Annotated in this window: 12 protein-coding genes; 6 read left to right on the top strand and 6 right to left on the bottom strand. The window is 40.4% G+C overall.

The features are described 5' to 3' along the window. From Q0R88_RS02845 to Q0R88_RS02820, 6 genes are all read right to left on the bottom strand, one after another. The gene (locus Q0R88_RS02845; RefSeq protein ID WP_295711947.1) at positions 1-2,319 is read right to left on the bottom strand and encodes a PSD1 and planctomycete cytochrome C domain-containing protein; all 2,319 of its coding nucleotides are present in this window, start codon (positions 2,317-2,319) and stop codon (positions 1-3) included. A 258-nt stretch (positions 2,320-2,577) separates the two neighbouring features. Continuing rightward, on the bottom strand, positions 2,578-3,450 hold the full coding sequence (locus Q0R88_RS02840; RefSeq protein WP_295711945.1) for an OmpA family protein: 873 nt from the start codon (positions 3,448-3,450) through the stop codon (positions 2,578-2,580). Positions 3,451-3,573: 123 nt separating this feature from the next. After that, the gene (locus Q0R88_RS02835; RefSeq protein ID WP_295711943.1) at positions 3,574-4,800 is read right to left on the bottom strand and encodes a sigma-70 family RNA polymerase sigma factor; all 1,227 of its coding nucleotides are present in this window, start codon (positions 4,798-4,800) and stop codon (positions 3,574-3,576) included. Positions 4,801-4,851: 51 nt separating this feature from the next. Next, positions 4,852-5,211 (bottom strand): YciI family protein, encoded by a 360-nt coding sequence (locus Q0R88_RS02830; protein WP_295711942.1) that lies wholly within the window; start codon positions 5,209-5,211, stop codon positions 4,852-4,854. Positions 5,212-5,414: 203 nt separating this feature from the next. Continuing rightward, complete coding sequence (locus Q0R88_RS02825; protein ID WP_295711940.1) at positions 5,415-5,750, bottom strand: DUF6616 family protein; 336 nt, start codon at positions 5,748-5,750, stop codon at positions 5,415-5,417. A 79-nt stretch (positions 5,751-5,829) separates the two neighbouring features. After that, positions 5,830-7,035, bottom strand: coding sequence for a proline dehydrogenase family protein (locus Q0R88_RS02820; protein WP_295711938.1), 1,206 nt, complete (start codon positions 7,033-7,035; stop codon positions 5,830-5,832). Positions 7,036-7,093: 58 nt separating this feature from the next. Between Q0R88_RS02820 and Q0R88_RS02815 the strand changes: the two genes are divergently transcribed. The 6 genes from Q0R88_RS02815 (at position 7,094) to aroA (ending at position 13,061) form a co-directional block, all read left to right on the top strand. Further along, positions 7,094-7,300 (top strand): RNA-binding S4 domain-containing protein, encoded by a 207-nt coding sequence (locus Q0R88_RS02815; RefSeq protein WP_295711937.1) that lies wholly within the window; start codon positions 7,094-7,096, stop codon positions 7,298-7,300. A gap of 3 nt (positions 7,301-7,303) precedes the next feature. Then, a complete protein-coding gene (gene aroB, locus Q0R88_RS02810) occupies positions 7,304-8,362 on the top strand; it encodes a 3-dehydroquinate synthase (RefSeq protein WP_295711935.1) in 1,059 nt (352 codons plus the stop codon). Further along, on the top strand, positions 8,363-9,286 hold the full coding sequence (locus Q0R88_RS02805) for a sterol desaturase family protein (RefSeq protein WP_295711933.1): 924 nt from the start codon (positions 8,363-8,365) through the stop codon (positions 9,284-9,286). It begins immediately after the preceding gene. Positions 9,287-9,609: 323 nt separating this feature from the next. Further along, a complete protein-coding gene (locus Q0R88_RS02800; RefSeq protein WP_295711931.1) occupies positions 9,610-10,515 on the top strand; it encodes a prephenate dehydratase in 906 nt (301 codons plus the stop codon). Positions 10,516-10,615: 100 nt separating this feature from the next. Continuing rightward, positions 10,616-11,743, top strand: a complete 1,128-nt coding sequence (locus Q0R88_RS02795; protein ID WP_295711930.1) for a chorismate mutase — start codon at positions 10,616-10,618, stop codon at positions 11,741-11,743. A gap of 7 nt (positions 11,744-11,750) precedes the next feature. Beyond that, positions 11,751-13,061, top strand: a complete 1,311-nt coding sequence (gene aroA, locus Q0R88_RS02790; RefSeq protein WP_295711928.1) for a 3-phosphoshikimate 1-carboxyvinyltransferase — start codon at positions 11,751-11,753, stop codon at positions 13,059-13,061. The last annotated feature ends 62 nt before the right edge of the window (positions 13,062-13,123 follow it).

Raw genomic sequence — 13,123 nt, 5'->3', positions numbered from 1 at the left:
TCAGGTTTTGGTTATCGCTTCTTCCAGGTTATAAATTGTATCTACTACTTTCATCATCGCCGCCAGCGTTATTTTATTGAGGTTTTCAGGCACAGGATATTCGCCCACGCTTAATAATTTTTTGGCATCATCTGCCTTCATATTTTTTAACTCATCGTTATAATAAGCAGTTAATATGGCCAATTCCTTTTCCTGCGGACGACGGCACATAATTAAGCGAAAGGCCTTGATTATTTTATCTTTCGACACGCTGTTATCCTGCAACAATTTGGCAGCCAATACCCGGGCAGATTCCAATACTGTAGGGTCATTAAGCATCACCAATGCTTGCAGCGGCGTGTTTGTACGCAGGCGTTTCACCTCGCATTGATCGCGGTTACTGGCATCAAATATGCCTAAAGATGCCGGAGGTACAGTTCTTTTTATAAGGGTGTACATGCCGCGGCGATAAAGGTTGGGACCGTGTACCTGCTTATAATTAGCCAATATTCCACGGCCTGATGTCGCGTTTTCCCAAAGACCGGGTGGTTGATAAGGATTTACACTTGGCCCGCCAATGGTAGGGTTAAGCAAGCCGCTGCTTGCCAGCACCAGGTCGCGGACAAACTCGGCTGGCAGGCGATTACGCACGCCACGCGATAGCAAAGTATTTTCAGGATCGGCCTTTAACTTTTCGGGGCCAATCACTGCCGATTGGCGGTAGGTAGCAGACATAACAACTTGTTTTACCAGCCTCTTAATATCCCAGCCATGATCCATAAAATCAACTGAAAGCCAATCAAGCAATTGGGGATGTGATGGCAGATCGCCCTGCATACCAAAATCGCCAGAGCTTTTTACAATGCCCTTGCCATAAAACTCCTGCCAAACCTGGTTTACAAATACTCTTGCAGCAAGGGGGTTGCTTTTATTGAACATCCATTCGGCCAAACCCAGCCTGTTTTTTGGATAGTTGGCAGTAAATGGTAATATTGATTTTGGTGTTCCCGGTTCAACCACATCGCCATGCGCATCATAATTGCCGCGTTTAAGAATATAAGTTGGCCGTACTTTATCGCTATCTGTCATTACAGATACAATGAGTTTACCCGTGTCCTGCTTGTTTATAAACGTAAGTATTTTTTTAACATCTTCATTACTGATCTGCATCATCGGCCGCTTGGCATAAGTTTCCGGACCGCCAACGGTAGATTGAAGGCCTACTTCCTTTACATTATTAAAAAAAGCGAACATTTGATAATACTCCTTCTGCGAAAAGGGATCATATTTATGATCATGGCAATGGGCACATTCCAGTGTAATACCCAGCAAAGCCTTACCAAAGGTATTGGTACGATCTGTAACATAGCTTACCCTATATTCCTCATCAATTACGCCGCCTTCTTCGGTAATTTTATGGTTGCGGTTAAAGCCTGTGGCTAACAGCTGTTCTTTACTTGCATTCGGCAATAAATCACCGGCTAATTGCCAGGTGATAAATTTATCATAGGGCATGTTTTCATTAAAGGCATGTATCACCCAATCTCTCCATGGCCATTGGGTACGATAATTATCATCCTGGTAACCATGAGAATCGGCATAGCGGGCAACATCAAGCCAGTGCAGCGCCATTTTTTCGCCATATTGAGGAGTTGCCATTAGCTGATCAACCACTTTTTGGTAAGCATCAGGGCTTTTATCAGCCAAAAAGCTATCCATCAATTGCAGGCTTGGGGGCAAACCGGTAAGATCAAGCGACACCCGTTTCAAAAGCCGTTCTTTATCAGCTTCGGGATTGGGACTAATACCCTTTTGTTCCAGTTTTTGAAGTATAAAATTATCTATGGCATTTTTAGGCCAGGTGCTATTTTTTACCTGTGGGACAGGAGATAAATGTGGCGGAACAAAGGCCCAGTGCTTTTCATATTTAGCGCCTTGTTTTATCCACTTTTCAATCAAATCAACCTCATAAGGTGTTAACTTTTTTAGGTTTGATGATGGCGGCGGCATTTGCTCTGTGGTATCCTTTGTTGAAATGCGTCGATAAACTTCTGACAGCATCGGGTCGCCTGGTACCAGAGCATGAGCTGATGGATTGTCTTTTAATGCTCTATAAGCACTTTCCCGAATATCCAGCCGCAGATCTGCCTCCCGGTGCGTAGCATCAGGACCATGACATTTATAACATTTATCTGATAGTATGGGCCGGATGTTAAAATTATAACTGATTGTATCAGGTATTTGTTCAGCATCACCCTGGCCAGATGAATTGCAGGCATGAAGCGTGTACAAAACACAAGCGGCTATCACCAGCCACACATAATACAACTTCCGGAACATTGGTTTAAAATTGGTTAATTGATCTTCAGAAATTAAAATTAGTAATTTCCAACACAATTTACAACAAGAATTTAAAATATGTACAAACAATTAACACTACCTCGTTTAGTAAAAATAAATTCAAATGACGAGTCAAAACCGTATTTTCAAATATGTACAGACAAGTGATCCAGTATTTTGTATATTAAATATAACGCAACAAAAAAGGCCTTAACGAATTAGTTAAGGCCTTTTTATTTAAGAAACGCGTTAAAACATTTATTGTTTAGGCGGCGTTTTTGTTTCCGGGGCTTTGCCTATCAGATCCATAAACTGATCCAGTTTTGGTGTTATGATAATTTGTGTACGCCTGTTTTGGCTTTTACCTCCTGGTGTTCCATTATCGGCAATTGGGTTGTATTCTCCCCTGCCACCAGCTGTTAAACGTTTAGGATCAACATTATAAGTATTCTGCAACGCCTGTACTACTGATGATGCTCTTAAAGCACTTAAATCCCAGTTATTCCTGATATTGGCTTGTTTAATAGGCACATTATCCGTGTTACCCTCAATTAATACGTCATAACTTGAATAATCAGAAATGATCTTGGCTATTTTGCTCAGCGTTGCTCCTGCCTTATCAGATATTTCATAACTACCTGATTTGTAAAGCATATTATCTGATAATGAAATGTACACTACGCCTTTAAGTACTTTCACATCAACATCCTGTATTTCTTCCTTGCTTAATGAGCGGGTAAGGTTGTTAGTTAAAACCATATTAAGCGAGTCGCTTTTGTTTTTGGTTTCAACCAGGTGCTGGATGTACTTATTAGATGCATTAATTTCATCTACCAGTTTGGAAATATTTACATTCCCCTGGTTGTTACCGGCTAAACATTTATTTAGCGCATCCTGCAAAATGGCAGCATTTGATCTTTCTGCAGCTATTTGCTCTTCCAGGCTTTTTACCCTGCCAGTACTTACCGCAAGCGCCTGCTCACTGGTTTGATATTTTACACTGAGGTCGCGGGTGCTGTTCTGTAATTGGGTGTAGTTACCCTGCAATTCGTTGTATTTTTTGTTGCTAACGCAACCTTGGGTTACTGTTGCTATAATAATTATCAGCAGTAATGAATGGTAAATTTTCATAGTCTGTAATTTGTTTAAAATTGAACGTAATATTACGGACAACTTAGCCGTATCAACAACATACCATTCGAAAAGTTTACATTATTCAATCAAATGAGATTTTATTTTAGATAAAAAAACCGCTCACATCTCATCCATCTTCTTCTTAATACTTTGCTTATCCCCTTCTGATTTTGCAAGTAAAAGCGCTTTTTCAAAGTTACCCTTCGCTTTCAAGTTGTTGAGATCTGTATAAAGTTCCCCAAGCAATGCAAAGTAAAAGTGGTTATCGGTAAGTTCCAGCTTTTCGGCCTCAATAATTGCTTCTTCCTTTCCATTCGCTTTTGAAAGTGCATACGTTCGATTTAAAGCCGCTATAGGTGAGTATTCTATCTGCAGCAAAAGATTGTAAAGTTGCAGAACACTTTCCCATTTTTCTTTTGTATCCGCCTGCCGGGTACTCCAATAGGCAATTTCGGCCTCGATGTGATATTTTGATAATTTATTGCCGCTTGCCGCGCAACTTAAAAAATATCCCCCTTTGCTAATTAAATCGGTGTTCCATAAGCTGGTATCCTGTTTTTCGTACAAAATATGCTCGCCGTTTTTATTGAAACGGGCTTCAAACCTCGAAGCGTGAAAACACATGAGCGAAAGCAGCGCGTTTACATCGGGCTTATTGGTATTTTGATTTTCTATAAGCATGGTACATAACCGCATTGCTTCAAGGCAAAGATCTTTCCGCAGTGTTTTATCCTGGCTAACAGAGTAATACCCTTCATTAAAGAGCAAATAAATGGTTGTTAATACAGGCGCTAAACGCTCATCAATTTCTGATGATCCGGGGAGCTGTATCTTAATCTTTAACGCTCTGAGTTTTTCTTTGGCTCTAAATAATCGCTTATTGATAGTTTCCTTATTGGTCAAAAAGGCATCGGCTATTTCCTGAACCCCGAAACCGCAAAGGATCCGAAGAGATAACCCAACCTGCGCCTCCGTTGAAATTATCGGGTTACAAATAGCAAACATCATTTGTAGCTGACTATCATTTATATTTTCGGGCGACAAGTCAATCTCCGTTTCGTAAAAATCGGGCGTGCTATTTATTATTTCGGGCGAGACCTTGCTTTTAAAAGTGGAACTACGCTGCAAGTAATTTTTAGCCTTGTTTTTGGCAACATTATAAAGCCAGGCGGGCGGGTTTGGCGGGATACCTGTAATTCCCCAGGTTTGCGTAGCCGTAAGAAAAGTTTCGCTGGCTATATCCTCTGCCATTTCTATCTGGTCGAAACCAAAGCGCCTGCAAAGTACAGCTACAATTTTCCTGTATTCTGTTCTGAATAAATGCGGTATGAGTTCTGCAGTATTCATAATGAAAATGCCGCCAAATACTGCATGCAAACAGTTTTTGGCAGCATCATTTTAATTGTTATCCTGATGGCTTCCTGTTATCTGACGTACTTCAATGCTATTACCATCGCCCAACAATATCGGGCAAGTTTTAGCCATGTTTACAGCATCATCCATATCCTTTGCCTTTATGGTTACAAAACCTGCGATCGATTCTTTCACTTCGGCAAAAGGCCCATCGGTTATCACATTATTGGGTTTTATAACTTTGCCCTCCATGGATAAGCCCGTACCACCAACAAATTTATTTTGGGCCGCAATACCACCTACCCAATCGTGATATTGTTTCATATATCCTTCCATTTGCTCGGGCGATGGCTGGGCCTCCTTAGTGATCAGATCCAGGCGCATTAAAATTAAATACTCGTTCATTTTGAATTGGCTTTAATTGGCTGCCTACAGGCAGACGGGTTAATAAATATATGAATTATACCCCGATAACAAATGAAATGGAAGCTATTGGACAGTTGGCTAAAAATTTTTATATGAAATATTGAAAACGATCAATTCACAAAACTTTAAAACAAAAAAAGCGGCTATTTGAACAGCCGCCTGAAAGAAATATTCTTAATATGTTACAGATTTATAAGATGCCCAATAATTTCATTAGGGCTTGCAGGACTTCCTTTTATATTTATCTGTTCAAAATAGGCGTACCATCCGGCAGCTTCAACAAGTTCTTCAAACGTTTTGGCAAGTTTGGCCGTTGGGAATTTCCAAACCGCAAAAAAATCCATATCCATACGGTTAAAAGTATCGCCATCATTGCTGCCCCAGGTTACAATTTCTGTACCCTGCTCACTTAACTGCTGTATGGCAGGACCAAGCTGTGCCATGTATGCCCCCCTTTGTTCATGGTTCATATCAATCCACGCCTGCTTAGCTTTCCAGGCCTCAATGTAATACTTCATAATTATTTGGTTTTAAGTTGGTTATAACTGAAAACAATAATAGCTATTACAATTGATTAAAAAGGACTTCTTAAAACAATTACTTTGTACTTCTTCTTTTACGCTCTTTTACTATCAGGCTCAACTCGCGGCTCATTTGCCCGGCAATAGCGGTATTTTCCTGCGCTCTGCGAAAAAGGTACGGTAAAACTGCTTTTATAGGCCCATAAGGCACATATTTTGCCACGTTGTATTTTGCATTGGCCAGGTTAAAGCTTAAATTATCGCTCATACCTAATAGCTGCGAAAAATAAACGTGAGGGTGTTTATGATCTATTTGCTTACTATCCAATAATTCGGCCAGCAAACGGCAGCTTTCTTCATTGTGAGTCCCGGCAATAAAAGCTATCTGATCAATATGACTTGTACAATAATCAAGCGCCGAATCATAATCCAGGTCTGTTGATTTTTTATCAGTTTGAATAGGAGAATTGTAACCCATCTCCAAAGCCCGCTTACGCTCCTTTTCCATGTAGGCGCCACGTACAATTTTGGCTCCCAAAATAAACCCTTCACTCTGGGCTATCTCATGATCGTTTAATATCGAAGCCAACTTATCATGCCTGTACATTTGATAGGTATTATAAACAATGGCTTTTTTTGTGTTAAACTGGGTCATCATAGTCAAGGCCAGCAAATCGATGGTTTCCTGTATCCAGCTTTCTTCCGCATCAATCATAACCGGTACGTTGCTGGCATGGGCCTTATCACAAATTGCCAATACCCTGTTTTGAACTCTTTGCCATTCTTGCTCTTCTTCAGGCGTAAGCGGCAAGCGCGCATCAAGTTTTTCCAGCAAAGCAAAACGGCCAACCCCGGTTATTTTAAATACAGTTAAAGGAACAGCTTTATCTTTAGATGCCCTTACTATCGTCTTGATGATCTCATCACGGGTGCTGTCAAAAACAGCCTCATCATCTTCACCTTCAATAGAGTAATCCAAAATGGTACCTACTCCTCCGCTGTATAGGTTTTTGATCGTGTTATCGCACTCCGCAATGGCTTCGCCGCCGCAAAAGTGTTTAAATATGGTGGCCTTAATGATACTTTTAATAGGCAAACCTATTTTTATAGCAAAATTGGTTACGGGCGGACCGATCTTCACTAAAAAGTTAACGTTAATTATCCTGAACAGCCAGTAAGCGCGGCTAAGATCGGTATTGGTTGAATGACGAAAAGCGATTTCTGTATTTTCAAAAGAGAGCTTAGCGTGTTTGGAATTGTTATCGGTTTCGTTAGAAAGCATGTGCAAAATTATAAAATGATAACTCATTATTCCATGAATAGTTTAATTTTGCGTTTCCATGATTGAATTTAAGTTAACAGGCGACTTCATCCCGATGATACAATTACTAAAAGCTGCCCATTTAGTACAAACAGGCGGTGAGGCGCAAATAGTTGTAAGTGAGGGCGAAGTGACTTATAACGGCCAGGTAGATTACCGCAAACGCCTTAAAGTTAAACGAGGCGACCTGGTTGAATTCAGAGGAAATAAAATCGTGGTTATTTAAATTATGGACACCATTCAGAGCGACAACTACCCTATTTATTTTAATAATAGTATTGATGAACTGGCTAATTTTGTAAAGCAAGGTCATTATTCAAGGTTTTTTATTTTAACAGACGAAAATACAGCAGAGCATTGCCTGCCGCTTGTGAAAAGTAAAATTGAAGATCAGGACAATTTTGACATCATTGAGATAAATGCCGGTGAAGAAAGCAAGGATATTGATTTTTGCATAGGCGTCTGGAAAATGCTGATCGACTTTGGCGCTGACCGTAAAAGCCTACTCATTAATTTAGGTGGTGGTGTTATTAGCGATCTGGGCGGCTTTGCTGCATCTACCTTTAAAAGAGGGATTGATTTTGTACATGTCCCTACTACCCTGCTATCCCAGGTTGATGCCTCTGTGGGCGGTAAAACAGGTATCGATATTGATAGCATCAAAAACATCATTGGTACCTTTACCCAACCAAAAGCTGTATTTATTGAACTAAGCTTCTTAGAAACTTTACCGCCAAGACAAATACTATCCGGCCTGGCCGAAATGCTGAAACACGGCCTTATTCAGGACGCGGACTACTGGCACCAATTAAAGGCAAGCGACCTTACTAAGCCATCTGCCGAATTGGTTCATCGCTCTGTAGCCATCAAAAATAAAATAACGATTGAGGATCCACATGAAAAAGGAATCCGTAAGGCGTTAAATTTTGGTCATACCATCGGCCATGCTGTTGAAACCTATTCGTTGATCAATGATGAAGATCATTTATCACATGGAGAAGCTATCGCTATTGGAATGATCTGCGAATCATACCTTGCCCATAAAAAAACAGGGTTACCTGCTCAAGACCTGCAGGAAATAACAGAAACATTGAATACCCTTTATCCGCGTTACACTATTAAAGAATCAACATTTGATGCTTTATTGGAAATCATGAAAAAGGATAAGAAAAACCAAAACGGTAATATAAATTGCACCCTGCTGACCAAGATTGGTCAATGTAATATTGATAATATCTGCACAGAAGCCGAACTTTGTGATAGTTTATTATATTACATAAATTTATAAATGCAGCATTTAGATAAAACGCAATTAAGTGCAATTGTAATACTTTGCCTGCTGGTTGTTTTAACCCTGGTTGAAATGGGTTTGAGCTATTGGGAAGACAGGCACTACTATAAAACACGCGATACACTTACCAATATCTATCTTACCTCGCTTGCCGTTATAACAAACGTGATAGTTAAAGGAAGTACATTTATAATACTGACGTTTACTTACCAATACAGGCTGTTTCAAATACATAATACCTGGCTGTATTGGACTATTTTAATTGTGTTACAGGATTTCCTATACTGGGTTTTGCATTACATAGGCCATTATTGCCGCTTTTTTTGGGCTATACACGTAACCCACCATTCATCAGAGCAATTCAACTTTACCACGGGATTCCGGTCGACGGTTTTTGAGCCATTATACAGGGTGTTTTTTTATTTACCGTTAGCTTTAATGGGTTTTACCGCGTTGGATATTTTATACGCCTATTTGGTTACCCAATTTTACGGCAACCTGGTACATACACAGTATAAAGTACCATTACCCAAATGGTACGGGTGGATATTTGTTACCCCGGCACATCACCGGGTACACCATGCATCAAACATTCCTTACCTGGATAAAAACATGGGCATGGTATTAATTTTATGGGATAGGCTTTTTGGAACGTTTCGTGATGAGGATTTACCCGAGCCTGTTAAGTATGGCATAACCAAACAACCCGAAGATATGGGCCCTGTTAATGTAATTTTTCATGAATGGAAAGCCCTGATGCATGATGTTAAACATGCACCAGGTTTTAAAAATAAATTGGGTTATTTATTTAACCCGCCGGGCTGGAGCCATGATGGCAGCACGCAAACTGCTAAGGTGATGCAACGGGAGTATGAAATACAGCACATTACTCATCTTTCTGAGCAGAAAAGTTCGGCGTAATGATATAGCGTACCAAATGAAATATTAGAAAATTAACAAAGAATTCATTTTTCAAGAATAAAAGAAGTCAAAACCTGTTTTTGCGAAATTAAATTCTGTTACGCCAATTAATTTCACAAAAAATAAAATTATCTATTGACAAAATCATTTTTTACCGTACATTTACAACATAATAAAAACAAATGAAATTTAACAGTGCATATTTTTATGGTTACTACTTTTACTTTAACAGTGAGAGCCGGGACTAATATGTACTAAACACACATAAAGAATTTAAAAAGTCCCGGCACAAAATGCCGGGACTTTTTGCTTTAACAGGGGTTATGAAAATAGAAAAACCAAGAGTTGCTATACAAGGGATCCGCGCTTCTTTCCACGAAGAGGCAGGGCTAAAATATTTTGGCGAAAACGCCCAGATGATTGAGTGTAACTCTTTTAAACAAACTTTTGAAAGTTTGAAAAAGAGGGAAGCTGATTATGTAGTAATGGCTATTGAAAACAGCATTGCCGGAAGTATCCTTCCAAATTACACCTTACTCCTTGATTATGGCTTCCCGGTAGTTGGTGAAATATATCTGCCCATACAACTGCATTTAATGGCGCTGCCTGGTGTAAAGTTTGAGGATGTAAAGTATGTTACCTCGCACCCCATAGCCTTACGCCAGTGTGTTGATTTTTTTGATGAATACCCACATTTAAAAATTGTGGAAAGCAGCGATACCGCCGCTTGTGCCAAACGTATCAGGGATGAACAGCTGACAGATACTGTGGCTATTGCAAATTCACTTGCTGCAAGTCTTTACGGGCTTGATGTATTGGAGCGTCGAATTGAATCAAACAAAAGAAACTTTACACGTTTCCTGATACTTACCCATCATGATAATGTAGAAAAGAAAAGTGTTAATAAAGCATCGCTTTGTTTCCAGGTGAGTAATAAAGTTGGTGCATTGGCTAAAGTGCTTAATATTTTTGCCGAAGAAGGCTTGAATATGAGCAAAATCCAATCAATGCCAATTCTGGGTAAACGCAACGAATACAATTTTTATGTAGATGTTGAGTGGGACGAGCAAAAAAACTATGATAACGCGATAAGACAGATTCTGAAATACACACAAAACTTTAATATACTTGGCGAATATGAAAGACACGAAGACGAGCTATCAGTAACCCCTAAACCCCAAAGAACTGAACGGGTACGGAGATATATCAATATCCGGAGGAACATTTAAGATCCTGCAGATCGACAACAATAAACAATAATTAAATAAGCAAAAAATATAATAACAACCCCGACTTATAAAATCAAAAAGCCGGACAAACAATAAAACGATGAAACTAAATTTAAACATACAGCCGCTTCATACCTGGATTAAAACCGGTAAAGAACCATTGGTAATAGCAGGCCCTTGCAGTGCCGAAACTGAAGATCAGTTAGTTGCCACAGCTCATTTATTAGCCCAAACTGGTAAAGTATCTGCTTTACGTGCAGGCATCTGGAAACCGCGTACCCGTCCGGGAGAGTTTGAAGGTATCGGCAGTATTGGCTTAGAATGGTTAAAACGCGCTAAAGCAGAAACAGGTTTGCCAACTGCTATTGAAGTAGCAACCGGTAAACATGTTGAAGAGGCTTTAAAAGCAGGCGTTGATATTTTATGGGTTGGTGCCCGTTCAACAGTTAACCCTTTCACTGTACAGGAAATTGCTGATGCTTTACGTGGTGTTGATATTCCCGTAATGGTTAAAAACCCGGTAAACCCAGATCTTTCTTTATGGGTTGGCGCTCTGGAGCGTATCAACAATGCAGGTATTACTAAACTGGCTGCTATTCACCGCGGGTTTTCATCTTATGAAAAATCTGCTTTCCGTAACGAGCCAATGTGGGATATCGCTATCGCTTTAAAAACTTTAGCTCCTGAATTGCCAATCATTAACGATCCAAGCCACATCTCTGGTAACCGCGATCTGATAGGTTACATATCACAAAAAGCCTTAGATCTTGATATGCAAGGTTTAATGATCGAATCGCATATTGACCCAAGCGTAGCCTGGACAGATGCCAAACAACAGGTTACCCCTGCTGCCCTTGCTGATATCATTGATCACTTAGCTTTACGTAAACCAGAGATCCGTAATGCGGAAGTAAACGACAAACTGGCTGAGTTACGTAACCAGATCGACAAAATTGACGATTTAGTTATCCAGAAAATTGCCGAGCGTATGCAGATTGCTGACAAGATCGGTCAATACAAAAAAGATAATAACATTACCATTTTACAGGTTGGCCGTTGGGACGAGATTCTTCAAAAACGCACCAACTATGCAAAAGCTTTAAAATTAGGCGACGAGTTTACTGAGAAATTATTGGAGCTTTTACATGCCGAATCTATCGGCAGACAAACAGCTATCATGAACACCAGCGAAGCAGGACAAGCAGCAGAAAAACTAACACACGCATAATTATATAGTGATGCAAAACATCATCCTGAGTAAAAGCAATAAACAAATAAGTGGCACGGTAAATCTTACCGGGTCCAAAAGCGAATGTAACCGGGCACTTGTTATTGAAGCGTTAAGCAACGGTAAGGTACGGGTAGAGAATGTTTCGGATGCGGCAGATGCCGTGTTATTAGCAGGAATTTTAAGGAAGACTCAAGAATCAAAAGCCAGGAATCAAGAGGTTTTGGCGGGCGATGAAGCTAACCCGCATCCCGCAACAGAAACCCCGAACCTGGTTGACATCGGCCCTGCCGGGACAGCTATGCGCTTTTTAACTGCTTATTATGCTATTCAGGATGATGAAGTAATTTTAACCGGCAGTCAAAGGATGAAGGAAAGGCCAATTGGTGTATTGGTTGATGCGTTGCGGGAACTGGGTGCCCATATTGATTATGAAGAAAAAGAGGGCTATCCACCTATAAAACTAAAAGGCAGTTTCGAGCAGCTCACTAGTAAGATCAGTATTAAAGGTAACATTAGCAGTCAATACATTACGGCCCTGTTACTCATCGCTGCCCGACTGCCTTTTGGTTTGGAATTACATATTGAGGGCGAACTAACTTCGCGCCCATATGTTGAAATGACTTTAGCAATGTTGCAAAGTGCAAATATACAGCACGTTTGGACTGATAACGTCATTGCAATATCAAATCAGGAATTTGCTACAACATCGTTATACATTGAACCTGATTGGAGCGCAGCCTCCTATTGGTACGCTATTGCTGCTTTGGCAGATGAAGCCGAACTATTCCTGACCGGCTTAACGCCTTATAGCCTGCAGGGCGACAGCGTGATCACCGAGATCATGGCCAACTTTGGCATCACGTCGCAGTTTAAAGATGGTGGTGTGCATTTATTGAAAGAGGCTAAACCTTTAAGCAGGAAGATCTTTGACATGAAGGAATGCCCTGATCTGGCGCAAACAGTTATTGTTGTATGTGCTGCCTTAGGTCATGAAGCCACATTTACAGGCCTTGAAACTTTAAAGATTAAGGAAACCGACCGTATCCTGGCTCTTCAAACAGAACTGGCTAAAATGGGCGTTAAACTGATCGAAAAAGGCCAGGTTTATAAGTTGGATTGCAGCGAAAAGTTTATTCCGGAGCGTATGTTTATCAACACCTACCATGATCACCGTATGGCAATGGCCTTTGCGCCACTTGCTTTGATAATTCCTCAGCTGGAATTTGAGAACGGGCCGGTAGTTGACAAATCATATCCCGCTTTTTGGACTGATCTGGAAAAACAAGGGTTTACGGTGGAGGAAACGCAAGGTTAAAGGGCGAAAGGCAAAAGGTTTAAGGCGAAAGGCAAAAACCTATAAACCCAACCGTCATTGCG

This window comes from Mucilaginibacter sp. (genome assembly GCF_025362475.1).
GTDB lineage: Bacteria > Bacteroidota > Bacteroidia > Sphingobacteriales > Sphingobacteriaceae > Mucilaginibacter.
The sequence above is the reverse complement of the archived record's forward strand: the minus strand, read 5'-3'. Positions and strand labels throughout refer to the sequence as shown.

Excerpts from the sequence above, each read along its gene's own strand:
- Q0R88_RS02845 (WP_295711947.1), bottom strand. The coding sequence starts at position 2,319 with ATGTTCCGGAAGTTGTATTATGTGTGGCTGGTGATAGCCGCTTGTGTT.
- Q0R88_RS02840 (WP_295711945.1), bottom strand. The coding sequence starts at position 3,450 with ATGAAAATTTACCATTCATTACTGCTGATAATTATTATAGCAACAGTA.
- Q0R88_RS02835 (WP_295711943.1), bottom strand. The coding sequence starts at position 4,800 with ATGAATACTGCAGAACTCATACCGCATTTATTCAGAACAGAATACAGG.
- Q0R88_RS02830 (WP_295711942.1), bottom strand. The coding sequence starts at position 5,211 with ATGAACGAGTATTTAATTTTAATGCGCCTGGATCTGATCACTAAGGAG.
- Q0R88_RS02825 (WP_295711940.1), bottom strand. The coding sequence starts at position 5,750 with ATGAAGTATTACATTGAGGCCTGGAAAGCTAAGCAGGCGTGGATTGAT.
- Q0R88_RS02820 (WP_295711938.1), bottom strand. The coding sequence starts at position 7,035 with ATGCTTTCTAACGAAACCGATAACAATTCCAAACACGCTAAGCTCTCT.
- Q0R88_RS02815 (WP_295711937.1), top strand. The coding sequence starts at position 7,094 with ATGATTGAATTTAAGTTAACAGGCGACTTCATCCCGATGATACAATTA.
- aroB (WP_295711935.1), top strand. The coding sequence starts at position 7,304 with ATGGACACCATTCAGAGCGACAACTACCCTATTTATTTTAATAATAGT.
- Q0R88_RS02805 (WP_295711933.1), top strand. The coding sequence starts at position 8,363 with ATGCAGCATTTAGATAAAACGCAATTAAGTGCAATTGTAATACTTTGC.
- Q0R88_RS02800 (WP_295711931.1), top strand. The coding sequence starts at position 9,610 with ATGAAAATAGAAAAACCAAGAGTTGCTATACAAGGGATCCGCGCTTCT.
- Q0R88_RS02795 (WP_295711930.1), top strand. The coding sequence starts at position 10,616 with ATGAAACTAAATTTAAACATACAGCCGCTTCATACCTGGATTAAAACC.